Origin of the sequence: Bifidobacterium ramosum, from assembly GCF_009299505.1 — a bacterium.
Lineage (GTDB): Bacteria > Actinomycetota > Actinomycetes > Actinomycetales > Bifidobacteriaceae > Bifidobacterium > Bifidobacterium ramosum.
The window spans coordinates 253,058-276,156 of record NZ_WBSM01000001.1 but is presented as its reverse complement, the minus strand read 5'-3'; the positions used below and the strand labels follow the sequence as shown (position 1 = coordinate 276,156).

18 protein-coding genes are annotated in these 23,099 nt (G+C 64.8%); 9 read left to right on the top strand and 9 right to left on the bottom strand.

What is annotated here, in order from left to right:
* Positions 1-69 precede the first annotated feature (69 nt).
* A complete protein-coding gene (gene gap / locus DSM100688_RS01035; RefSeq protein ID WP_152357319.1) occupies positions 70-1,128 on the top strand; it encodes a type I glyceraldehyde-3-phosphate dehydrogenase in 1,059 nt (352 codons plus the stop codon).
* A gap of 221 nt (positions 1,129-1,349) precedes the next feature.
* Complete coding sequence (gene ybaK / locus DSM100688_RS01030; RefSeq protein ID WP_152357318.1) at positions 1,350-1,859, top strand: Cys-tRNA(Pro) deacylase; 510 nt, start codon at positions 1,350-1,352, stop codon at positions 1,857-1,859.
* Between the two features lie 223 nt (positions 1,860-2,082).
* Here ybaK and DSM100688_RS01025 read toward each other — a convergent pair whose 3' ends face one another.
* On the bottom strand, positions 2,083-3,108 hold the full coding sequence (locus DSM100688_RS01025) for a 4-hydroxy-3-methylbut-2-enyl diphosphate reductase (protein ID WP_275575898.1): 1,026 nt from the start codon (positions 3,106-3,108) through the stop codon (positions 2,083-2,085).
* A 274-nt stretch (positions 3,109-3,382) separates the two neighbouring features.
* On the opposite strand from DSM100688_RS01025, the gene DSM100688_RS01020 reads away from it, so the two are divergent.
* Together DSM100688_RS01020 and DSM100688_RS12295 are read left to right on the top strand one after the other, a co-directional pair.
* Entirely contained in the window at positions 3,383-4,333 is a 951-nt protein-coding gene (locus DSM100688_RS01020) for an aldose 1-epimerase family protein (protein ID WP_152357316.1), read from the top strand.
* A gap of 98 nt (positions 4,334-4,431) precedes the next feature.
* Positions 4,432-4,506, top strand: coding sequence for a 50S ribosomal protein bL37 (locus DSM100688_RS12295; RefSeq protein WP_003817083.1), 75 nt, complete (start codon positions 4,432-4,434; stop codon positions 4,504-4,506).
* 412 nt (positions 4,507-4,918) lie between these two features.
* On the opposite strand, the gene DSM100688_RS01015 is transcribed toward DSM100688_RS12295, so the two are convergent.
* A complete protein-coding gene (locus tag DSM100688_RS01015; protein WP_152357315.1) occupies positions 4,919-5,275 on the bottom strand; it encodes a hypothetical protein in 357 nt (118 codons plus the stop codon).
* Positions 5,272-5,955, bottom strand: a complete 684-nt coding sequence (locus DSM100688_RS01010) for a sigma-70 family RNA polymerase sigma factor (protein ID WP_239519294.1) — start codon at positions 5,953-5,955, stop codon at positions 5,272-5,274. The genes DSM100688_RS01015 and DSM100688_RS01010 overlap by 4 nt, the downstream gene beginning before the upstream one ends.
* Before the next feature lie 156 nt (positions 5,956-6,111).
* Here DSM100688_RS01010 and DSM100688_RS01005 point away from each other — a divergent pair, with 156 nt between their 5' ends.
* The 3 genes from DSM100688_RS01005 to DSM100688_RS00995 all read left to right on the top strand — a co-directional run bounded on the left by DSM100688_RS01005 (position 6,112) and on the right by DSM100688_RS00995 (position 10,566).
* The gene (locus DSM100688_RS01005; protein WP_152357314.1) at positions 6,112-7,698 is read left to right on the top strand and encodes a UDP-N-acetylmuramoyl-L-alanyl-D-glutamate--2,6-diaminopimelate ligase; all 1,587 of its coding nucleotides are present in this window, start codon (positions 6,112-6,114) and stop codon (positions 7,696-7,698) included.
* Positions 7,699-7,751: 53 nt separating this feature from the next.
* Positions 7,752-8,750: a lipid II:glycine glycyltransferase FemX gene (locus DSM100688_RS01000; RefSeq protein ID WP_152357313.1), complete on the top strand. Its 999-nt coding sequence runs from the start codon at positions 7,752-7,754 to the stop codon at positions 8,748-8,750.
* A 175-nt stretch (positions 8,751-8,925) separates the two neighbouring features.
* The gene (locus DSM100688_RS00995) at positions 8,926-10,566 is read left to right on the top strand and encodes a peptide ABC transporter substrate-binding protein (protein ID WP_152357312.1); all 1,641 of its coding nucleotides are present in this window, start codon (positions 8,926-8,928) and stop codon (positions 10,564-10,566) included.
* A gap of 235 nt (positions 10,567-10,801) precedes the next feature.
* On the opposite strand, the gene smc is transcribed toward DSM100688_RS00995, so the two are convergent.
* Complete coding sequence (smc, locus tag DSM100688_RS00990) at positions 10,802-14,509, bottom strand: chromosome segregation protein SMC (RefSeq protein ID WP_152357311.1); 3,708 nt, start codon at positions 14,507-14,509, stop codon at positions 10,802-10,804.
* A 39-nt stretch (positions 14,510-14,548) separates the two neighbouring features.
* Positions 14,549-16,198: a bifunctional folylpolyglutamate synthase/dihydrofolate synthase gene (locus tag DSM100688_RS00985; protein WP_152357310.1), complete on the bottom strand. Its 1,650-nt coding sequence runs from the start codon at positions 16,196-16,198 to the stop codon at positions 14,549-14,551.
* A 153-nt stretch (positions 16,199-16,351) separates the two neighbouring features.
* Here DSM100688_RS00985 and DSM100688_RS00980 point away from each other — a divergent pair, with 153 nt between their 5' ends.
* Together DSM100688_RS00980 and DSM100688_RS00975 are read left to right on the top strand one after the other, a co-directional pair.
* Positions 16,352-17,953 carry an aminopeptidase P family protein gene (locus DSM100688_RS00980; protein ID WP_152357309.1) on the top strand — a complete coding sequence of 534 codons (1,602 nt, stop codon included), beginning with the start codon at positions 16,352-16,354 and terminating at the stop codon, positions 17,951-17,953.
* Positions 17,954-18,015: 62 nt separating this feature from the next.
* Positions 18,016-18,537, top strand: coding sequence for an NUDIX hydrolase (locus DSM100688_RS00975; RefSeq protein ID WP_152357308.1), 522 nt, complete (start codon positions 18,016-18,018; stop codon positions 18,535-18,537).
* Between the two features lie 91 nt (positions 18,538-18,628).
* Here DSM100688_RS00975 and DSM100688_RS00970 read toward each other — a convergent pair whose 3' ends face one another.
* From DSM100688_RS00970 to DSM100688_RS00955, 4 genes are all read right to left on the bottom strand, one after another.
* Complete coding sequence (locus tag DSM100688_RS00970; protein ID WP_152357307.1) at positions 18,629-19,336, bottom strand: TetR/AcrR family transcriptional regulator; 708 nt, start codon at positions 19,334-19,336, stop codon at positions 18,629-18,631.
* A 57-nt stretch (positions 19,337-19,393) separates the two neighbouring features.
* Entirely contained in the window at positions 19,394-20,011 is a 618-nt protein-coding gene (locus DSM100688_RS00965) for a DUF624 domain-containing protein (protein WP_152357306.1), read from the bottom strand.
* Positions 20,008-21,354 carry a glycoside hydrolase family 30 protein gene (locus DSM100688_RS00960; protein ID WP_152357305.1) on the bottom strand — a complete coding sequence of 449 codons (1,347 nt, stop codon included), beginning with the start codon at positions 21,352-21,354 and terminating at the stop codon, positions 20,008-20,010. Before DSM100688_RS00960 ends, DSM100688_RS00965 begins: the two co-directional genes overlap by 4 nt.
* Positions 21,355-21,438: 84 nt before the next feature.
* A complete protein-coding gene (locus DSM100688_RS00955; RefSeq protein WP_152357304.1) occupies positions 21,439-23,070 on the bottom strand; it encodes a type 2 periplasmic-binding domain-containing protein in 1,632 nt (543 codons plus the stop codon).
* Positions 23,071-23,099 lie beyond the last annotated feature (29 nt).

Here is a 23,099-nt window from a genome sequence, read left to right as displayed (position 1 = left end):
TGGGTGATGTTGGTAAACAATGGTCCTACGTGTGTTCGCGCGTAGGGTCACCCTACAAGGGAGAATTACATGACAGTTAAGATTGGTATTAACGGCTTCGGTCGTATCGGTCGTCTCGCCTTCCGCCGCATCTTCGATCTGCAGCAGAAGGGTGGCGAGGCCGCTGATATCGAGGTCACCGCTATCAACGATCTGACTTCCCCGTCCGCTCTCGCCTACCTGCTGAAGTACGACAGCACCCACGGCACCTTCAAGCACGCTGACGGCACCCCGGTTGACGTCAAGGCCACCGACTCCGCCATCGTCGTGGACGGCAAGGAGTATCCGGTGTACGCCGAGCCGGATGCGAACAACATCCCGTGGGTCAAGAACAACGGCGTCGAGTTCGTCCTCGAGTGCACCGGCTTCTACACCTCCGCCGAGAAGTCCCAGGCCCACCTGAACGCCGGCGCCAAGAAGGTCCTGATCTCCGCCCCGGCCAAGGACGCCACCACCCCGACCGTCGTGTTCGGCGTGAACCACACCATCCTGAAGCCGGAGGACAACATCGTCTCCGCCGGCTCCTGCACCACCAACTCCATGGCCGCGATGGTCAAGCTGCTGAACGACAAGTTCGGCATCAAGGTCGGCTTCATGACCACCATCCACGCCTACACCGGCACCCAAATGATCCTGGACGGCCCGCGTGGCAAGAAGGAAGGCCGCGCTCTGCGCGCCGCCGCCATCAACACCATCCCGCACTCCACCGGTGCCGCCAAGGCCATCGGCAAGGTCGTGCCGGAGGTCAACGGCAAGCTGCAGGGCCACGCCCAGCGCGTTCAGGTCCCGGACGGCTCCATCACCGAGCTGACCACCGTGCTTGAGAAGGAGACCACCGTCGACGAGATCAACGCCGCGTTCAAGGAAGCCTTCTCCAACACCCCGTACTACGGCTACAACGAGGATGGCATCGTCTCTGGCGACATCATCGGCGACACCCACGGCGGCGTCTTCGATCCGACCCAGACCGATGTCAACACCGTTGACGGCGTGACCATGGCCCGCACCGTTGCCTTCTACGACAACGAGTACGGCTTCACCTCCAACATGGTCCGTACCCTCGAGTACTTCGCCGAGATCTCCGAGTGAATCCGTGCGGGTTCGCCCCGCTGATTCATAACGAATCGATCTGGTAGAGCGAAGGCCCCTGTTCCGATGCATGCGGAACAGGGGCCTTCGCGTTTCATAGACTAACTTCTCATGGCTTCCTCTCCGAGGGGAGCTGTCAGCGCAACTGACTGAGGGGAGCCACACGATCGCTACCCACCATCGCGTATCCGCTGTATCCCAACACCTCTATGATGGGGCGCATGAGCAAGAAATCCAAGAACGAGAAGGGCAAGGGCTCAACGCCTGCGACCGTGCAACTGGAGCAGGCGGGCGTGCCGTTCGAAACGTACGAATACGAGCATTCCAACGACCATATGGACGACGGCTACGGCGTGGAGGCGGCCACCAAGCTCGGCTTCGACGAGCATCAGGTGTTCAAGACGCTGATGGCCGACACCGGCTCGGAGCGCGTGGTGGGCGTGGTGCCAGTGAGCGGGCACATGGACTTGAAGGCGCTGGCCGCGGCGGTCGGCGCGAAGAAGGCCGTGATGGCCGATCCGAAGGTCGCCATGCGAGAATCGGGGTATGTGGTCGGCGGCATCTCGCCGCTCGGCCAGAAGGTGCACCACCAGACCGTGCTGGACGAGTCGGCGCTGCTGTACGACCGCATCCTACTGTCGGGCGGCAAGCGCGGCTTCTCGATCGGCATCGCGCCCGAGGACCTGCTCAAGGTCCTCAACGCCACCGCCGCCCCCATCGGCACGTGGTGACCTCGGTGGCGGCGGCCGACCGCGAGGAGCACGTCGGTGCCTCACTCCTCGATCCGTGGCGTGGCGGTTTTCGCTCGCCAAGCGCATGCTTGGCGAGCGAAAACCGCCACGCCACGGATGATGAGCGCTATGCGCGCGCAGGTTGCCGGCCACGAAGTTCGGCCGACTGAGCCGTCAAATGGGAAGCACGGTGTGCTTCCCATAGGCGAAGTGAGCGTGCGCGCTATTGCGCACGCGAAGGCTGCCGGCGGATTTCCGCCGGCAGCACGAAGTGCATGTTCTCCTTGATGGTTTCGACGGACGTGACCTCGGTGAACCCGCGCGACCGCAGCGCCTCGATCACCCCGGCCACAAGTTCGTCGGGCACGGACGCGCCGGACGAGATGCCGACCGCCTCGACGCCATCGAACCACGCCGGATCCATCTCCCCCGCATCGTCGACGCGATGCGCGACGCCGCGTCCGGCGAGCGCGTCCTGCGCCACTTCCATAAGCCGCACCGAATTGGACGAATTCGCCGAACCGACGATCACCACGCAGTCCGACTGCTCGGCAACCAACTTGACGGCGGCCTGCCGGTTCGACGTGGCGTAGCAGATGTCGGAGCTCGGCGGTTCCTTGATCCACGGGAAGCGCGCCTTGAGCGCGGTAATGGTGCCGGCCGTCTCGTCGATGCTGAGCGTGGTCTGGCTCAGCAGCACCAGTTTCGTATCGGGCGTGAAATCAAGCGTTTCCACGTCGCCGGCGTGTTCGATCAGGTGCACGTGCTCAGGACTCTCCCCCACCACGCCGACCGCCTCGTCATGCCCCTTGTGCCCGATGTAGATGATCTCGTAGCCTTCCTTGACGAAACGCAGCACCTCGCGGTGCACCTTGCTCACCAGTGGGCAGGTCGCGTCGACGACGTGCATGCCGCGCGCGGCGGCCTCGGCCTTGACGGACGGCGACACGCCGTGCGCGGAGAACACGATCGGGATGCCGGCGGCCGCGGCCGCGTCCGGAATCTCGGCAAGCTCCTGCACGAACACCGCGCCGGCCGAGGCGAGATCCTCGACGACATGCCGGTTGTGCACGATCTGACGGCGCACGTACACGGGCGGCAGTCCGTCCTCGCGGGGCGCGCCGGCCGCCTTGAGGATCGTCTGCACGGTCAGGATCGCGCGATCCACGCCCGCGCAGAAACCGCGCGGGTCAGCCAACACGATTCGTTTCGCCATCACATTCGCCTTTCGTCGTCGTATTCCGTCCATACCATACCCGTTCCCCGTCGATATCCGGTCCGCCCGGCGCGACCCTTGTCATAACCATCACTCGGTGCGCGCGATCACGAGACATGCGCGCACCGAGTGATGTTTGACGCATCCGAATTGTCACTGAGCGCGCGCCGACTTCCCGATTGCGCGCACTGAGTGACGATTCCATGTGCCGCGCTGCGGTCACGTCGTACCACATACGCGGTAAACTGGATTGTTAGCGGTAACATCCGTTACCGGACACACGAATCCTCACTATGGAGTGATGCATATGACGAAGCAATTCCCGCCGCGCACCGGCCAGCAGTATTCCATCCACTACGGCGACTACGCAGCCGTGATCACCGAGCTGGGCGCGACGATGCGCAAGGTGACCTATCAGGGTAAGAACGTGATCGTCCCGCTCGGCCCGGACGATCCGGTCACCTGCTGCCACGGCCAGCTGCTCGTCCCGTTCCCGAACCGCATCGAGGCCGGCACCTACACGTTCGAGGGCAAGACGTACACGCTGCCGATCGACGAGCATGACCGCAACACCGCCATCCACGGCTACGGCTACCGCTCCTACTGGAAGCTCGAAGAGCTGACCGAGACGTCCGTCACGCAGTCGTGGCGCGTGCCGCACCTCAACGGCTACCCGTTCGACGTGATCGTCACCGCCAAGCACGAGCTGGACGCCGACGGTCTGCACATCACCGTGAGCGCGTACAACAACGGCGGCGAGGACGCGCCGTGGGCCCTGGCGATCCACCCGTGGCTCGACAACGGCTTCAACGGCTACGGCGACGAGATCGACGGCCACAACGCGCAGTGCCATCTGACGGTGCCGGCCGACACGCACGTGACCGTGGACGAGAACCTCATCCCGACCGGCACCGAGCCGGTGGACGGCACGAAGTATGATCTGCGCGACAACCCGCTGCTGACCGGCCAGCCGTTCGACGACGCATGGACGAACGTGCATCACGACGCCGACGGCACTACGACCGCGACGTTCACCCGCCCCGACGGCCTGCAGATCAAGGTCGGCGGCGACGAGACGATCACCTCGTTCCAGGTGTGCACCGGCACCGGTTTCCCGGCGTGGCAGCATCCGGCCGGCGCTGCCGTCGAGCCGCAGACCGCGTACGCGAACGCGTTCAACACCGGCAACGAGCTGATCGTGATCAAGCCGGGCGAGACGAGCACGACCACGCTGTTCATCAAGGCCGAGCAGCACTGATCGGACGATACGGCCGAACGATACGGAGAGTTGCGAACGTCTGCGGGATGTGCGATAATCCCGTAGGCTTATTAAATCGTTCAGTAAAGGAGTCCATCATGGGCATGCGCGGACGCAAGCGTAAGGATCGTCGTAAGAAGGCCGCCAACCACGGCAAGCGCCCCAACGCCTGATCCAAGCCTGATTCAGGCTGCGTGAACAACGCCAGAGAAGCCCCTGCACCACACCCGGTCGCAGGGGCTTTTCGCATTGATCGGATGTCGTCGTTTCCGTTCCTTTACTTCTCAACGGACATACAGCCGATTTAGGTAGGCAAATTGGCTGTATGTCCGTTGAGAAGGGTGCAGAATGCCGAATCCGGCGAAGCGTCCGACGAACATCATTCCGCCGAATATCTTGCCTCTCTGCCCATTCTTCTTCCCTATTCGTCCCATCTTTAACGGACATACAGCCGATTTGCATGCCGCAATCGGCTGTATGTCCGTCAAAGAGTAAGGAGTTAAAGATAAAGAGTTACAGAGCTAAAGAGCCCAGAGCATTACATTGGAGGCCGGAAGATCACGAAGCGCACCCACGAACGGAGGTTCACTCGTCGGCATCGTCGCAGCAGCAGTGATCGAGCGTCTCGCGCAGCCGGCGCATCAGGCATTCCGGCGCCACGTCCGGCCGCAGGTAGGCGCGCATCGCCATGATGAGCGCCCGCTCGCGCGCATCGCAGCAGGTGTCCGGGTCGAAACAGTCGCCGGAGCCGGCCGCGCCATCAACGCCGACAACGGCATCATCGGCACATCCGGCACCGACACCGGCCAAGGCATCCGGCTGCACGCCGGGCCGCGTGGCGGGATCGGGATGCACGGCGCTCACGTGCACGTCCGCGCGGATCACCGTGCCGTCGGCGGTTTGGCGGGTCACCGAGATATGCCGTTCGATCTGCCCGTTCATGCCCGCTCCTTCCGCGCCGTCATCGTCTTCCCGTCTCCATTATCGCCGCCCGCGCCGTGCTTCGCGGACAGTGAACCGGACGCATTCGCCGGCCCGGACACGCCGGCGCCCGCCGTCGCCTTACCGTACCCGCGTTCGCGCGCATACGACGCCAGCTCGCGCTTGAGCTGCGTGCGCGCACGGTTGAGTCGGCTCATCACCGTGCCGATCTTCACGCCCTGCTCGTCGGCCACCTGCTGGTAGGTCTTGCCGTCGATCACCGTATCGATGAACACCTGCCGCCGTTCGGGCGACAGCCGGTCGAGCGCGGCGACGATCTCCTCGGGGGCGAACGTATCGAGATATTCCTGTTCGGCGGATTTAAGCCCTTCCGATGAATGCTCGGACGCCGAGTAGATGTCCCAGTCGTCGTATTCGCCGGTGGAGTCGTTGGCGCGTTGCGGGCGGCGCTTGGCCTTCGCGTACTGGTTGAAGTAGGCGTTGCGTTCGATGGTGGTCATCCACGCCTCGAAGTTCGACCCTTCCTCGAAGGAGTCGAACGCCTTGAACCCGCGTTCGAACGTGTCCTGCACGAGGTCCTGCGCGTCGTCGGCGTTGTTGGTGAGCTTCATGGCCTGCCGGTACAACGCGTCGACGGCGGGCATGGCGAGCCGTTCGAACCGTTCGCGCCGTGCCGCCATCGTCTCGTTCTGCTGCTCGTCTGTCACGTCTCCCCATTGTAGCGGCGGGCGCGTCGAGGCCCCGCACGGCGCGCACGGACACACCGTCGGCCGCCACCGAACGTGCACATGCCGCACGGTAGAATGTCCAGTTGATACGACACAAGGGAGAATCACATGTCTTTGACGTTGCAATCGGCCGCCCGGCTGCTCACCGAGCATCATCTGCTGCGCGAGATCATCGCGGGCGACCTGTGGACGCTGGACGCGACGCAGGTCGACGGTTCCGACCGTCCGTTCGCCGACATCACGTACGACACGCGTACGGTGGCCGCCGGCTCGCTGCTGTGCTGCAAGGGCCGGTTCAAGGCGGAGTATCTGAACGGCATCGACGAACGCGGACTCGCCGCGTACGTGGCGGAGGCCGACTTCTCGTCGGCGACGCATGCGCCGGGCCTGATCGTCAACGACGCGCGCAAGGCGATGAGCCTGCTGGCCGCCGAGTTCTTCGGCCGCCCGCAGGACGAGCTGACCGTGATCGGCATCACCGGCACGAAGGGCAAGACCACCACGTCGTACTTCACGCAGGCCGTGCTCAACGCATACTCCGACGGCAGATGCGCGCTGTTCTCCTCGGTCGATAACTGCCTCGACGGCCACACGTACGTCGAATCCGATCTGACCACGCCGGAGAACCTCGACGCGTTCCGCATGATGCGCACCGCGGTCGACAACGGCATGCGCTATCTCGTCATGGAGGTGTCCTCGCAGGCGTACAAGGTCGACCGCGTGTACGGCCTGACGTTCGACGTGGGCGCGTTCCTCAACATCTCCCCCGACCACATCAGCCCGATCGAGCATCCGTCGTTCGAGGACTACCTGTACTGCAAGCGGCAGATCGTCGCGAACGCGCGCACGCTCGTGTACGGCGCGGACATGGACCACGCCGATCTGGTCCGGCAGGACGCGGCCGCGCACGGCATCGCCGCGCATGCGTTCGCGCTGCACAACGACGGCAAGGACTCCGGCACGCCCGCCGAGGCGGCCGCATGGCCGATCGATGCCGCGCACAGCGCGTACCACATCGCGCTCGACGGCGTCGATCTGGGCGAATACCGGCTGGCGCTCGACGGCGACTTCAACTATCTCAACGCGGCGGCCGCCGTCGCGATCGCGCATGCCGCCGGCGTGCCGGCGGACGCGGCCGAGGCCCTGCACGCGATGGAGCCGGTGCGCATCGCCGGCCGCATGGAGCAGTTCCGCGACCCGCAGTCGAACACGATCGCGATCGTCGACTACGCGCACAACTACGCGTCGGTGACCGCGCTGCTCGACTTCGTCGACGAACGTTACGGCGCGCAGAACCCGCGCATCACGCTGGTCACCGGCTCGGCCGGCAACAAGGCGTACGACCGGCGCAAGGAGATCGTCGAGGCGGCCGAACACCGCATTCACAACTTCATCTTCACGGCCGAGGACACCGACACCGAACCGTTCATCGACATCTGCATGGAGATGCAGTCCTATATCACCGTGCCGGGCATGGCCTCCACGGTGATCTCCGATCGTCCGACCGCGGTCACGAACGCGATCTACGACGCGCGCGCTCACGCCGACCGGTTCAATATCATCCTCATCATCGGCAAGGGCGACGAACGCTGGATCAAGGAGCATAACAAGCACGTGCCGTTCGAAGGCGACGACCGCATCGTCGAGCGCATGTTCGGCGTCACGACGGGCGACGCGCGCCCCGACGCCAAGTGATCTACGAACGCAGATAGACAGAGATCGAAACAGACAGATTAGGAGTGTTTTCATTGATCACGCTGCAAGCAGTCACCCCAGCGGAACTCGAGCAGGCCGCCGCCGAGCGCGGCGTCACGCTGCCGATCGAACAGACCGCGATCTGGGCCACGTACCAGGCCGACATCCCCGGCCGCACGCCGTGGGGCGCGTATCTGATCCAACGCGACGGCGAGACCGTGGCGTTCATCTCGCTCATCGACTTCGAGACGCACGGCTACCACTACCTGCGTTCGCTGCACGGTCCGACGTGGGTCGCGAAGCCCGACGAGGCCGAGGAGCGCGAGGCCGTGGAGGCGCTGACCAAGGCCGTGCATGCGAAGGACGGCAAAGTCGCGTTCCTGCGCATCGATCTGTGGTACGCGGACGGCACGAAGCCGGTGCTGTCGACGGTGCCGTACGACCAGACCGTGGTGATCGACGTGACCGGCGGCGACGACGCGATCCTGACACGCATGAAGCGCCGCGGACGCCGCGACGTGCGCAAAGCGCTGCGCGAATGCCCGGCCGAGTGCGCGGACGAGACGACGCAGGCGCTGGCCGATTTCGCCGAATACTACGACGTGATGGTCGAGACGGGCGAACGCGACGGGTTCACGCCGGCGCCGATGAGCGACTACGAGGACATGATCGGCGCGCTCGGCGAGGATCATTGCCGCGTGTTCGCCGCCCGCATCGACGGCCGCGTGGTGGCGTGGTCGATCGTGACGGTGAACGGCGCGCATGCGGTGCGCTACTACGCGGGCATGCGCTCCGAAGTGATGCGCCTGCATGTGACCGACAAGCTGCTGTATCAGGAATGTTGCATGCTGGGCGCGCGCGGCATCGCCGAATACGATCTCATGGGCATCGGCTCCGATTTCGCGCCGTCGCTCAAGGGGCTCAACGAGTTCAAGACGAAGTTCACCGAGGAGGTCACGCCGGTGGCGCCGGGTCGCGACGTGCCGATCAAGAAGGCGTTCTACGCGTCGCTGTGCGCGCTGCAGCAGGTGCGCCGTTCGCTGCGCAAGTAGCTTCGCGGGCGACGTTTCCGGGCCGGCCATGCCGGCTGATGTGGGCGGCGGCCGATCATGCATGACTCATGTCGTGGACGATCGGCCGCCGCCCACGTTGTTGTTCCGTAATATTCATGAATTGTTAAGGGAGTATGCCTTGAGCATGACATGGTCTGAAGGAGAAAGGAGCACCATGCACAGCAATCTCTCCAAGGTGCTGGCCGCGGCGGCGGCCGCCATCGCGATGACGTTCTCGATGGCGGCCTGCGGATCGCAGACCACGAAGAACGACTCGGCCTCGGCCGATGGCGGCGTCATCACCGCGATGAACTCGGAGCCGGCCACGGCGCTGCTGCCCGGCAACACGAACGCGACCACCGGCGGCAAGGTCCTCGATCTGATCTTCTCGCAGCTCGTCGCCTTCGACGCGAACGGCAAGCCGGTCAACGAGGTCGCCAAGGAGATCAAGTCGAACGACGACGCGACTCAGTTCACCATCACCATCAAGGACGGCTGGAAGTTCACCGACGGCACGCCGGTCACCGCCGAATCGTTCACCAAGGCGTGGAGCTACGCGGCGAACGCGACGAACGCGCAGATCAACGCGAACTTCTTCTCCGACATCAAGGGCTACGACAAGCTGCAGGAGAAGGGCGTCGCCTCGGACGCGCAGCTCGAGGGTCTCAAGGTCGTCGACGAGCACACGTTCACCGTGGATCTCAACGCCCCGAACTCGAACTTCCCGATCAAGCTCGGCTACATTGCGTTCGCCCCGCTGCCGGAATCGTTCTACAAGGACCCGAAGGCGTTCGGCGAGAAGCCGGTCGGCAACGGCGCCTACAAGCTCACCAAGTGGGAGCACAACAAGGAGATCGACGTGGTGAAGAACCCCGACTATCAGGGCAACTTCCCCGCGAAGAACGCCGGCGTGAACTTCATGCTGTACACCAGCCCGCAGTCCGCGTACGCCGACGTGCTCTCCGGCAACCTCGACGTGATGGACGCCGTGCCCGCGACCGTGGCCGGCAGCCTGAAGACCGCGAAGAACGTGCAGGTCTACAACAAGGCCGGCTCGTCGATCACCATGTTCGTGATCACGCAGGACTATAAGCACTTCGAGCCCGGCAAGGAGGGCCAGCTGCGCCGCCAGGCCATCTCCATGGCCATCAACCGCGAGCAGATCTGCGAGAAGATCATGTCCGGCCTGTGCACGCCGGCCACCGACTTCGCCGCGCCGGCCATCAACGGCCACTCCGACTCGCTCAAGGGTGTCGAGAACCTCGCCTACAACCCGGACAAGGCGAAGGAACTGTGGGCCGAGGCCAACAAGATCTCCCCGTGGAGCGGCACGTTCGAGATCGCGTACAACTCCGACGGCGGCATGAAGAGCGTGTATGACGCGGTCATCAACTCGATCAAGAACACGCTGGGCATCGACGCGGCCACGCAGGTGTTCGCCACGAGCGCCGAGCTGAGCGAGGTGACCGACGGCCGTACGCTGCACAAGCCGCACCGCATGGGCTGGTCGCCGGACTATCCGTCGATCGAGAACTACCTGACCTCGCTGTACGCGACCTCCGCGGCCGACGGCAACGGCGCGAACACCGGCGACTACAAGAACCCGGAGTTCGACCAGCTGCTGGCCAAGGGCAACGCGGAGTCGTCGACCGACGCGGCCATCAAGGACTACCAGGCCGCCGAGGAGATCCTGCTCAACGACCTGCCGTCCGTGCCGCTGTACTACACCAACGCGAACGGCGTCGCCAGCAAGGACCTGAAGAACTTCGAGTTCAACTGGCAGAACAGCCCGATCTACCGCGATATGACCAAGTGACCCGGTAACGCGTCCGGTTCCCGATCCCCCTGTGCCGATGTGGTGCAGGGGGATTGTTGTATGCGTGGTGGGGCTGGCCGGGCTGCTCCCCTCAGTCAGCTTCGCTGACAGCTCCCCTCGGAGAGGGGAGCCAAGTCACACGTCACGCACATCGGCTCCCCTCCGTGAGGGGAGCTGTCGCCGCAGGCGACTGAGGGGAGCAATCCGGCCAGCCAACTATTCCGCTTACCAACCCCTATCCCCGTTCCAGCCGCTGGGACACCACGGCGGTCACGCCGTCGGCGCGCATCGTCACGCCGTACAACGCGTCGGCGATCGACATCGTACGCTGCTGGTGCGTGATGACGATGAGCTGCGCATGCTCGCGCAGCTGCTCGAGCGCGTTGATGAGCCGCGTGAGGTTCACGTCGTCAAGCGCCGCCTCCACCTCATCCATCACGTAGAACGGGCTCGGCCGTGCGGTGAAGATCGCGAACAGCAGTGCCAGCGCGGTGAGCGACCGTTCGCCGCCGGACAACAGGCTGAGCTGTTTGACGCGTTTGCCGGCCGGACTCGCCTCGACGATCACGCCCGTGGTAAGCAGGTCGTCCGGGTTCTCCAGCCGCAGCCGCCCGGTACCGCCCGGGAACAGCGTGGCGAACACCTGCTCGAACGCCGCGGCCGTGTCGTCGAACGCGCCGCGGAACACATCGACCATGGTCGCGTCGAGGTCGCGGATGAGCTGCATGAGGTCGTCGCGGGATTTGGCGACGTCGTCGCGCTGGTCGTGCAGGTACTGGTTGCGCGCTTGCAGGGCGTCGTATTCCTCGGCCGCGAGCGGATTGACCTTGCCGAGCGCCGCGAGGTCACGCCGGGCCTTCTCGAGTCGCTGCTCCTGCTCCTTGCGCACGTACGGCACGGTGCGGTAGCGTGGCGGCTCCGTGTCGCTGTCACCGGACGCCGTGCCGTCACTGTCGTCGTCGCTGGCGTCGCTACGATCATCATCGTCGCGACCGTCGTCCTCGTCCAGCGGCACCGGTCGCCCGTCGTCGTCCAGCACCGGCACCGGCTGATCCGGCCCGTATTCGCGGATGAGCTCGTCCACGTCACGGCCGAGTCCGTCGGCGATCTTCTGCGTGATCTGCCCGTATTCGGCGGCGAGCCGTTCCCGGTCCACGTCGAGCGCGTGTTCCCGGGCGGCCAGATCGGCGACCTGTGGTTCGAGTTCGTCGCGGCGCGTGCGCAGGGTTTTCAGTTCCTCGTCGTGACCGGAGGCGGCCTGCTGCAGCGCGTCGCGTTGCGCGGTCACTTCGGTGACGGCGCGGTTCGCCAGTGCGGCGACGGCCTGTGCGTCGGCGGCGATGCGACGGATGCGGTCGATCCGCTGGCGACGGCGTTCGTTCGTTTCGGCGATGCGGACGCGACGTGCGGCGGCCTCGTTGGCCTGATCGCGCAGCAGACCGGTCTGGCGGGCCAGGGATTCGGCCTTGCGGTCGGCTTCGGTCCATGCCAGTTTCGCGGTCATTTCCTGTTCGCGGGCGGTGTTGAGCGCGATGTCGAGCGACCGTTCGCGGTCGGCCAGTTCATCGCCGTCGGCGTCGCCGTCACCGCCGGATTGCGCGGCCGCGAGCGCACGGTTGAGATCGTCGACGGTGAGCTGCTTCGCGGCGCGGGTGTCGTCCGATGCGGCGCGCTTGTCGTTCAACCCGCGCATCTGCCGTTCGAGGTGGGCGATGCGTTCGGTGACGGCGGCAAGCTGTGCGGCGGCCTGCTGCGCCTTGAGCCGCGTCTCAGTGCGCATGGCGGCCGCATGGTCGACGGCGAGCCGCGCACGGTCGCGTTCGGCACGTGCCTGTTCGACCTGCACGTCCAACGCATCGACCTGCGCCTGCAGATCGGCGGCCTGTGCGAGCGCCTTGTCGCGGCGCGCGACGAGGGACAGGTCGCTGTGCGACGAGGACGAGCCGCCCACGCCGCCCACCGTGTTGACAAGGTCGCCGACACGGGTGACGGCCCGCGTGAACCGATGCGACGTCGCCGCCATGGCCGCCGCAGCATCGTCCAGGGTCTCCACCGCGACGGTGTCGGACAGTAGCAGCCGCACCGCACGCGCCACGGCCATGGCCTGGGCGGCATCCTCGGCGTCCGGGTTCGCCGTCACCAGCGCCGCCGCGCATATGCCGGCCGCATCGTCGATCGTGTCATCCGCCGTGTCATCCGTTGCACCGGATCGGATATCGCGAACGATGCCATCGTCCTCCGTCACCGGCGTCAGCACCACGGCCCTGCCCAGTCGTCCTTCGCGGGCGAGCTCGAGCGCGCGCAGCACATTCGCCCGGTCCGGCACCACGATCGCCCCGGCGAACGCGTCGAGCGCATGGGCCACGGCGTCCTCCCAGCCATCGGCCACACGGATGAAGTCGGTGAGTCGGCCGAGCGAGCGCACGTCGGGGTCCCGTTCAAGCGCACCGGACGCGGTGCGGCTGTCCAACGTGTCGTGCAGGGCGTCGGCCTTGGCCTTGAGCGAGATGATCCGGCCGTTGAGTTCACGCTGCCGGTCCTGCAGGTCGTTGAGCGCGTCCTGCGCGGTCGCCAACGCACGACGCGCCTCGTCCAGAGCATCCGTGCCGTCGTCCGCGTCATCGGTGTCACGCGCGCGTTCCAAGGCATCGCGTTGCGCGACGGCCTCGCCATGCTGCCGTTCGAGCTGGTCACGCTGCGCGGCGAAGTCCTTGGAACGGGTGGCCGCGAGTTGCACGGCCGCCTCCTCGCGTGCGATCATCTCGCGCAGGTTCGTGATCTTCGCCTCGCGCCGCTGCGTCATGCGGCGCAGTTCGATCAGGGTCTGGCGCACCGATGCGAGCCGCTGTTCGTGGTCGGCACGCGTTTCGGTGGCCTTGTCGAACGCGAGCCGCGCGTCCTGCGCCGTCTGCCGCTGCCGTTCCGTCTGCGCGGCGAGTTCGTCGGCGCGCCGGTTGAGCAGGTCCGGATCCTCGCCGGGCACGGCCGTCATCTGCCCTTCCAGCGAGCGTGCGCGTTCCTCGGCCACGGAGGCGAGCGAGCGCAGCCGTTCCTCGATGCGCGACAGCTCGTGCCACTGCTGGTTGGCCTGCGCGATGGCCGGCGACGAGGCGGACGCCATCGCCTCGACCTGCTCGATGCGGATCTTGACGCGCGCCAGATCATGGCGCATCGCGTTCAGTTCGCCGCGCACCCGGGTCAGGTCGGCGCGCACGGCGTCGCGTCGGGCCATCGCGCGTTGCGCGTCGTCGGCGTACAGACGCGACATGGCGTCGCGCAGGGTCACCTGGATGCCGTCGGCACGGCGGGAGACGCGCGCCTGCCGGCCGAGCGGACCAAGCTGGCGGTGGATTTCGCCGAGCAGGTCGTCGAGGCGCGACAGGTTGGTTTCGGTGTTCGCGAGCTTGCGCAGCGCGCGTTCCTTACGTTTGCGGTGTTTGAGGATGCCGGCGGCCTCTTCGATGAACGCACGATGGCCGCTCGGGTCGGCTTTGAGGATCTGGTCGAGCCGGCCCTGCCCGACAATCACGTGCATCTGCTGGCCGAGGCCGGTGTCGCTCAGGAGCTCCTGGATGTCGAGCAGGCGGCAAGGCGACCCGTTGATCGCGTATTCGGAGCCGCCGTTGCGGAAGATCGTGCGTGAGATCGTGACTTCCGTATAGTCGATGTCGAGCGCGTGATCGGTGTTGTCGATGGTGAGCGACACCTGCGCGCGGCCGAGCGGCGGACGCGACGACGTGCCGGCGAAAATCACGTCCTCCATCGAGGTGCCGCGCAGGTTCTTCGCGCCCTGCTCGCCCATCACCCAGGTGAGCGCGTCGACGATGTTCGATTTGCCGGAGCCGTTGGGGCCCACGACGGCCGTGATGCCGGGCTCGAAACGCAACGTGGTCGCCGACGCGAACGATTTGAAGCCGCGCAGCATCAGTTCCTTGAGATACATGCAGGTCCGCCTGACCGTATCGCAGTCGAACGGCCGGTACTATTCGGCGTCGACCGAACCGGCGTCGTCCGCGTCGGCCGCATCGTCCGCGACGTCGTGTTCCACGGCCTCCTGCGCAAGCCTGGACAGGCCGAAGTCACCGAAGTCGTCGTTGTCGAAGTCCGGGTTGGCGTCGGTCGCGAAGTCGCGGTCGGCCGCGTCGTCGTCCGTCGCGTCGGCGGCGCCTGACGCACCGTCGGCGGCACCGTCCGCGACGGTGCCGAGGTTCGGTTCGACGCGCTCGTGCTTCGGCTTGGCGAGGTCCGGGTTCATGCGTTCCTTGAGCAGCACGCGTGCGTCGCCGGCGGTGACGAAGCTGCCGCAAATGAGCACACCGTGGCCGTAGCCCACGCCGATCTCATCCTCCACGTCGACCATGTTGACGGCGGTCTGGATCGCGTCGGGCAACGCATCCTCGCGGATCACGCGGTCGCGGCCGAACACGCGCACGGCGATCTTCTCGAGCTCCTCGGCCGGCATGACGCGGTCGCGCCACGAGTTCTCGGTGACGACGATCTTGTTCAGGATCGGTTCGAGCACGCCGAGATACTCCTCGACCTGCTTGTCGGCCATCATGGCGACCACGCCGACGAGCTGCTGGAAGTCGTAGCTTTCCTCGATGGCGTCGCGCAACGCCTGCGCGGCGTTCACATTGTGGCCGCCGTCGATGATGATGGTCGGCGACGTGCGCACCTGTTCGATGCGTCCCGGCACCTTCACGCCGCTCAGTGCCTCGCCCACGAGGTCGCCGTCGAGCGCGCCGGACACGGGGATGACGACCTCGGCGGCGGCGAGCGCGGCGAGCGCGTTGTGCGCCTGATGCTCGCCGAACTTGGAGATCGGCACGTCGGCGTAGGTGCCGAGCGGCGTGCGCAGCGTGGCCATCTGGCCGCCGACGGCCGGAGTGCGCGAGACGACCTCCATCTCGTAGCCGTCGCGTTCGAGCTTGGCGTCGTTGCGGCGCGCGGCCTCCTCGAGGATCGGCATGACCTCATCCTCGTGCGGCTGGCGGCCGATGATCGCCGTGCAGCCGGGCTTGATGATGCCGGCCTTCTGCTCGGCGATCTTCTCGACGGTGTCGCCGAGCCACATCATGTGGTCCATGTCGACGGGGCCGATGATCGCCGCGTCCGCGTCGAGCACGTTGGTGGCGTCCTGCAGGCCGCCCATGCCGACCTCGACGATGGCCACGTCGACCGGCGCGTCGGCGAACTTCCAGATCGCCATCGCGGTGAGCACCTCGAAGAAGCTCATGCGCGGCTTGCCTTGTTCGGTCATCTTCGCGTCCACGAGGTCGATGAGGTCCTTGACCTGATCCCAGATGTCGATGAAGTCGTCGTCGGAGAGTTCCTGGCCGTCGATGGCGATGCGTTCGTTGATGCGTTCGAGGTGCGGCGACGTGTACAGGCCGGTGCGCATGCCGTACGCGCGGCAGATCGCCTCGGCCATGCGCGCGGTCGAGCCCTTGCCGTTCGTGCCGGTGACGTGAATGACGCGGAACGACTGTTCTGGGTGGCCGAACAGGTCGAGGATGAGGTTCATCCGGTCGAGGTCCATGTTCGTGGTGTTATGCTCCGGCGGACGACGCATGATATCGCGCTCCACGTCGCGGATGGTCTCGTTGTTACGGTTCGGATGCTCGTATGACATGCCCTTGCGGCTCCCCTCTGTACTGGCTGATGCGCAAACTTCCCCTATTCTAGACGAGAGCGCGCACCATGCGGGCCGGGCGTCGTGCTTACGCCGCGGACGAACTAGGATGGGAGCGGTAACACCGTGACTACGCCAATGAGAGGAGTGTCGATGAGCGAGGTCATCACCGAGAAGGACAGGGAATACGAGGCCGAGGAGCAGGCGAGCGCGCCGGGCGCGAACCAGCCGATCGCCGACCGCGTGAACAACCGGTCGCTGCGTCCGAACAGCGACGCGTTCAGCGCGTTCATGAAGACCGGCTGGGACAATCAGGAGCCCGAGGTGGAGCCGCTCGAGTCGTCGAAGTTCACGCCGGTGCGTCTGGCCAAGCTCGGCAAGGCGTTCCCGGGCGAGCGTCTGGTGATCCCGGCGGGTCAGCCGAAGGTGCGCAACAACGACTGCGACTACATGTTCCGTCCGGACACGTCGTTCGCGTACTACACCGGCCTCGGCCAGGATTACGAGGCGGGTGCGGTGCTCGTGCTCAACCCGGTCGATCCGTCCTCCGAGGAGGCGAAGGCCGGCAAGACCCATACGGCCGAGCTGTTCGTCGCGCCGCGCGCCGATAATTCGACCGACGACTACTATCGCGACGCGCATTACGGCGAGTACTGGGTCGGCCCGCGCGCCGGTCTCAAGGAGCTGGCCGCGATGACCGGTCTGGAGACGCATGACATCGCGCAGCTGGCCGATGCGCTCGGCAAGGACGTCGGTGCGGAGGCGGGCGCGGTGCGCGTGCGCGTGATCGCCGACGCCGATCCGCAGGTCACCGCGCTGGTCGAAGGCGTGCGTGAGGCGAACGGCTTCGCCGATCCTGACCGGAACGCCGCGGACGACGACAAGCTGCACGAATTCGCCGCCGAGGCCCGTATGCTCAAGGATTCCTATGAGATCGGCGAGATGCGCAAGGCGATCGCCGCGACCAAGGATGGTTTCGACCGCATCCTGACCCGTCTGCCGCATGTGATCGACAAGCCGAACTCGGAGCGCATGCTCGAGGGCGCGTTCAACTCGAACGCCCGCGAGGAGGGCAACGGCCTGGGCTACGACACGATCATCGCGTCGGGCGAGCATGCGCCGATCCTGCACTGGATGCGCAACACGGGCGTGGTGCGTCAGGGCGATATGTTGCTTATCGACGCCGGCGTGGAGGTCAACAGCCTGTACACGGCCGACATCACGCGTACGTTCCCGGTCGGCGGCAAGTTCACCGATCTGCAGAAGCGTCTGTATCAGGCGGTGCTGGACTCCCAGCAGGCCGGTTTCGAGGCGGCCAAGCCGGGCGCGACCTATTCGGACATCCACCACGCGTGCATGCGCGTGATCGCGGAGCGTCTGCACGAGTGGGGCATCCTGCCGGTCGGTGTGGAGGAGTCGCTCTCCCCCGGAGGCCAGCAGCACCGCCGTTGGCTCGCCTGCGGCGTGGCGCACCACCTCGGCCTTGATGTGCACGACTGCGCGCAGGCCCGCTACGAGTCGTACCAGGGTGCGAAGATCACGCCGGGCATGATCTTCACCATCGAGCCGGGACTGTACTTCGCGAAGAACGATCTGCTGCTGCTGCCGCCGGAGATGCGTGGCATCGGCATCCGCATCGAGGACGACGTGCTCATGACCGAGCACGGCCCCGAATGGCTCTCCGCCGGCATCCCGAAGCAGATCGACGAGGTCGAACAGTGGATGGCCGACCGCGCGACCGCCGCACTGGTCTGACCTCTCTTCTTGGCTCCCCTCGTCATCGAGGGGAGCCACCCATCCGTCGAAAGGATCCATCTATGCCAACTCCAGATTTCGTACTCGAACTGCGCAAAAAGATCGGCCATGATCTCCTGTGGCTCATGGGCGTGACCGGCTGCGTGCTGGACGATGCCGGCCGCATCCTGCTCGGCCGCCGCTCCGACACCGGCGAATGGGCGATGGTCTACGGCATCAACGAGCCGGGCGAGCAGCCTGCGGACACGGTGATCCGCGAGATCAAGGAGGAGACCGGCGTGGACGCGGTCGTCACCGATCTCGTGGCCGTGATCTCCTCCGACAAGGTCATCACCTACGCGAACGGCGACAACACGATGTACATGGACCATTCGTTCCTGTGCTCGGTGAAGCCGGGCGGCAACGCCGACCCGTTCGTCGGCGACGAGGAGAGCCTCAACGTCGGCTGGTTCGACCTCGACGCACTCCCCCAGCCGCTCGCCAAGAGCACCGTCGAACGGCTCGCCCTGTTCCGCCGCTACATCGACAACAAGCATCACGGCGACGCCCACGCCTTCTTCCTCACCGAAGGCCAGCTCCACTGACAGGGCTCAAGCCGTTTCGTACATCTCACACGGGCGTCCGCATGGTCTCCCGTACAAATCGGTTCGACTAACCCTTACCGGCTGGCACTGGTTATTGGATCAGCGGTGGATCGTCATGGTGTTCGAGCACGGCCGCGACGATCACGTTGATGGCGTAGCGTGTGTACTCCGCGAGATCGACGGGACTGTCGTCTTCGGACGTTTCGGTCTCGTCGTTCTCGCCTCCCTGTTGCAGCAGCCACTGATATTGCAGACCATCCATGACCGCGATGATGGCCGAGCTCGCCATCTCAGCCTCGGCCATGTTGATGGTGGCTTTGCGCTCCTTGGCCATCTGGACGAACGAGGCCATCAGGTCGTTGCGCAGGTCACGGTAGCGGTCCCGGAAGTACGGCATGCTGGCGTTCTTTTTGACGACCGATTCTCCGGACATCATGGTGAACAGGCGCACCATACCCGGATGCTTGGCGTTGTCGTCGGCCGTGGCAGCGAGATGGCGAAACCAGTCCTCGCCGTGGTCGATGTGCGTCTGTTCACGCCGCTGGCCGCCGGAGACGTCTCGGTTTTTCACCACCTCCATCAGCAGGGCGCTTTTGGACCCGAAATGGTGAAGCACGCCGGCCCGCGTGAGACCGGTTCGTTCGGCGATCTCTTCCAGCGTCCCATCGTTGAATCCCTTTTCCGCGAATACCTGCGACGCGGCGGCGATGATCTCGCGTCGTTTCTGCTCGGTTTCCGGGCGATGCTTGCGGGGTTTGCCCCCGCGGTCGCGTTCATTGTGCTGCGCTTTGTCCTGCATAAATTGACCTACCTACTACGATCAGGATTTTCCATACGGCGTTTGCCAGTCATGTCGTCATGGCTGCACTGTTCCCGCACGTGCCCACCGGACGAGCCACACCCTCGCATAGCATGCCAGTCCGGGGAAGAAGAACAGCGCCACGAACAGCAGCCACGGCACGAACACCACCGACAGCACGGCTGCCAGCAGCACACACACCATCAACGCGGATTGCAGCACATGTCCGAGGCCGGCACGGACGGCCTCACGGAACAACACCACCACCGGAACGTCCAATGCCGGCCGAGACGCGAGTAGAGGAAACACGTTGACGCATGTCAGCATCCACACGGCTCCGACCACGATCAGCGGCATCAGCACGTACTGGTTGCCTCCCGTCAGCATGGAGACACCCCAGTATACGGCAAGCAGCAAGACGAATCCGACAACCACGATCAGCCATGCCGGTACCGCACGCCTCAAAGCACGCAGGTAGGCCGACCGGAAACGGGACACTATCGGCACGGCCCCTTCTTCGATCATGTCGAACCGCACGCGGAACATCGCCGCCGCACTCGCCCCGATCGTAACGATCGGCACGGAGCCGAGCAGGAACAGCAGGCTCAGTTCCATCACCTGCCAGACCAGTTCAAGCGTGCGGTACAGCCTGCCGCCAATGGAAAACAATTTCATCGCATGCCATTATTCTCGTCGTTCCAGACCACGGTCAGCGCGGCCTTGGCCGGCATCGTAGCCGTGCACGGCGAACCGTCCATGCCACACACTTCCACAACGACCCGCACGGCATGATCCGCGTCGTTGAACAACACCGCGACCGTCGAACCGTCCGTGTTGCGGCAGGCCAGCGAACGCACGCCGGCGGTCTGACTGCTGTCGATACGCACCGCGTCGGGGCGGATGAACTTGCTGAAGTGGGCCAGACCGTAATAGTCCAGCGTGTATTCCACGGTCCGGTCGGTCTGGTCGACGCGCAGCAGACCGCGACAGGTGCTGCGGCCGAAGCCGGGAACGACCGGCCCATTGTGCTCGTCAAGTGCGAGGTTCCACAGGATGAACGATTTCGACCCGTTGCGCAGGATGTCGATGCCGGTGCGCATGAGGTTGCTGAACGCCGGCTCGAATTCGGGTATCCATTCGCCTCCGGAGCCTTCGGTGAAGTACACGTCCTTGCCGGGGAAAATCGCCGCGACGCGCGACTGGCTGACGGGTCGGCCGCCGTACCAGTGCCATGCGATGCCGTCGAACGCGTCGGCCGCCTCGTCGAGCAGATTCAGCGGATAATCGATGCGGTCCCAGTTGTGGTCGTAGCCGAACACGCGTGTGTCGAGCCCCGCATCGTGCAGGGCGGGACGCAGGAAGTCACGCACGAAACGCACCTCCCGGTCCGCCGGCATCAGCATGCCCGGATAGTGGCCGGGCACGAACAGCGGCTCGTTCTGCGGCGTGACGGCGAATACCGGAACGCCCTGTTCGGCATACGCCTGAAGGAACCGCACAAAGTACCGGGCATAGACCTTGTAGCGATCCTCCTTGAGTTCTCCGCCGATCATGGAACCGCTGGTCTTCATCCATCCCGGCGCGCTCCAAGGCGAGGCGATGAGCTTGAGCTGCGGGTTGAGTTCCATGGCCCATTTGGTCAAAGGGATGATGCTGCCCGTATCGTGATGGATGGAGAAGTGCTCAAGTTCCATGTCCTCGTGCCCGTCGGGCATGTCGTCGTAGCTGTAGATCGTACGCGCGTAGTCCGAAGCCCCCATTGGGTTGCGCAGCAACGACAGCCCAATGCCGAGTTTGGGATCAAACAGTTTGGACATCGCGTACGTGCGATCCCCGTCGTCGAGCACCTGACCGATCAGGTGGGCGGACGAGTCGGTGAACGATGCGCCGAATCCGTCGATGCTCTGATGTCGGTGTCCGGGATCGACGGTTATCGTCACGTCGGCGGCGCCGGCTGCGTCCTCTTCGATCGGCGTGAACATGCGTTCCGGTCCATCGGTCATATATATGGTGTTCATGGGATTGGCTTCCTTATGGTCATACATGTTGGGTGTGAGACGTTTCGGGTCTGTCCAGTCACGGGGCAGACCCGAAACGATGGCTTATTCACCGAGCAGCTTCTCGTTGGCCTTGATCTTCTCGTTGCGCACCTTGTTGATGGCGTCGATGTCGTTGTTCTTCAGGAACGTTTTGTATTGGTCGACGATCTTGTCGAATTGCTTGTCCGAACCGGCTCGGATGAGCGAGACCAGCGTGGACGACCATTTGGTCGTGATGGCCGAGTACGAGCGGGCTTCCAGCGTGCCGGCGTCCGGCGCGATGTTCTCGATCTCATACTGCGGGGTCAGATACTGCTGGTTGTGCTCTTGGAACTGCTTGATGGCGTCGGCGAAGGAGTCCTTGTTGAGCGCCTTGTACCGGTCGTGGCCGAAGAGCACAAACTCGCCCATGCGGTATTCCTTCTGCCATTTTTCGGAGTCGTTCAGGCGGATCTTGTTGGCTTCGGGAGTCCATGAGACGGTGCCGTCGGCGTTCGTCGTGTAGGTCTTGCCTTCGATGCCGTAGTTGACGAGCATTTCGCCGTAGTCGGACAGCAGGTAGGTGAAGATCTGGATGGCCTTGGCCGGGTTCTTGCACTGCTTGGTGATGTAGCTGACGGTCCAGCCGCTCAGACCGGTCTCACTGAGCGTGGGCTTGCGCCCCTTGGTGCTGCGAATGCCGTCGATGGCGACGTACTGGCCGTCCGGGTCGGTTGAAGCCCACTGCTGCAGGGGCGCGCTCTGGCCGACGAAGCCGGTTACCAGCATGGTGGCGTATTTGCCGGTGCTCTCCTTCTCCTTGAACGTGTCGCCGTCGTCGGCGAAGCTGTCGTCGGAGATGTTGCCATCCTCGTGCACCTGCCGTAGCGTCTTGAGCCAAGTCAGGTAATCGTCGTCCATCTGCCGATCGTAGAACGTGCCGTCCTTGCTCAGGGTGGGCACGCCGAGCATGTTCTGCAACACAGTGTCGAGCGAGCTGTTGCCGCCGCTGAAGTCGTTGAATCCGAACGGCACGAGGTCGGGGAACCTCTCCTTGATGGCCTTCATGCCGGCGATGAACCCTTCGGGCGTGGTGAAGTCCTGGTCGCCGATGGCCGCGAGCACGTCCTTGCGGATGACGAACGCCTGCGAGGTGTGGATCATGCCTGACTTATAGTCCTCGGACGTGTTGGAGTACGAAGGGTATCCGTGTGTCTTGCCGTCGGAGAGCTTGAACCAGTCAAGCGTCTCCTTCTTGGCGACCTTCATGAAGTACGGGTCGTATTTCGCAGCAAGGTCCTGCAACGGGTACGACCAATTCTTCGCGGCCTTGGCAACGCGCGACGTACTATCGAACACGGTGATTACGTCGGGCAGGTCGCCACCGGCGAAGTACGTGTTGAGCTTGGTGTCGTCGCCCGTGACGAACTTGATGTCGACGTTAAGGTCCTCCTTGATTTTCTTGGTGATCAGGTCTTGCCCGAACGACTTGTTCCACCAGTCGGCGTTCACGTACCAGGTGAGCGTGTTGTCCTTGGACGTGTCCGACTGCCAGGCCGGCTTGTCCGCAGAGAGCGTGTACGCGGGGTCAGGCAGGGCGTCGACCGTGTTCGTGGTGTAGGCGTTGTCGACGCCGCAGGCGGCCAGCGGGGCGACCATTGCCATCGCGGCCAGACCCGCGATGAGAGTTCGGATGATGCGATTGCGCTTCTTCATTGCTGTGCTCCTTGCTTCCGTTAGCGTCT

Bases quoted from the DNA above. Each gene is read 5' to 3' on its own strand.
- gap (WP_152357319.1), top strand. From the start codon at position 70: ATGACAGTTAAGATTGGTATTAACGGCTTCGGTCGTATCGGTCGTCTC.
- ybaK (WP_152357318.1), top strand. From the start codon at position 1,350: ATGAGCAAGAAATCCAAGAACGAGAAGGGCAAGGGCTCAACGCCTGCG.
- DSM100688_RS01025 (WP_275575898.1), bottom strand. From the start codon at position 3,108: ATGGACGGAATACGACGACGAAAGGCGAATGTGATGGCGAAACGAATC.
- DSM100688_RS01020 (WP_152357316.1), top strand. From the start codon at position 3,383: ATGACGAAGCAATTCCCGCCGCGCACCGGCCAGCAGTATTCCATCCAC.
- DSM100688_RS01015 (WP_152357315.1), bottom strand. From the start codon at position 5,275: ATGAACGGGCAGATCGAACGGCATATCTCGGTGACCCGCCAAACCGCC.
- DSM100688_RS01010 (WP_239519294.1), bottom strand. From the start codon at position 5,955: ATGGCGGCACGGCGCGAACGGTTCGAACGGCTCGCCATGCCCGCCGTC.
- DSM100688_RS01005 (WP_152357314.1), top strand. From the start codon at position 6,112: ATGTCTTTGACGTTGCAATCGGCCGCCCGGCTGCTCACCGAGCATCAT.
- DSM100688_RS00995 (WP_152357312.1), top strand. From the start codon at position 8,926: ATGCACAGCAATCTCTCCAAGGTGCTGGCCGCGGCGGCGGCCGCCATC.
- smc (WP_152357311.1), bottom strand. From the start codon at position 14,509: ATGTATCTCAAGGAACTGATGCTGCGCGGCTTCAAATCGTTCGCGTCG.
- DSM100688_RS00985 (WP_152357310.1), bottom strand. From the start codon at position 16,198: ATGTCATACGAGCATCCGAACCGTAACAACGAGACCATCCGCGACGTG.
- DSM100688_RS00980 (WP_152357309.1), top strand. From the start codon at position 16,352: ATGAGCGAGGTCATCACCGAGAAGGACAGGGAATACGAGGCCGAGGAG.
- DSM100688_RS00975 (WP_152357308.1), top strand. From the start codon at position 18,016: ATGCCAACTCCAGATTTCGTACTCGAACTGCGCAAAAAGATCGGCCAT.
- DSM100688_RS00970 (WP_152357307.1), bottom strand. From the start codon at position 19,336: ATGCAGGACAAAGCGCAGCACAATGAACGCGACCGCGGGGGCAAACCC.
- DSM100688_RS00965 (WP_152357306.1), bottom strand. From the start codon at position 20,011: ATGAAATTGTTTTCCATTGGCGGCAGGCTGTACCGCACGCTTGAACTG.
- DSM100688_RS00960 (WP_152357305.1), bottom strand. From the start codon at position 21,354: ATGAACACCATATATATGACCGATGGACCGGAACGCATGTTCACGCCG.
- DSM100688_RS00955 (WP_152357304.1), bottom strand. From the start codon at position 23,070: ATGAAGAAGCGCAATCGCATCATCCGAACTCTCATCGCGGGTCTGGCC.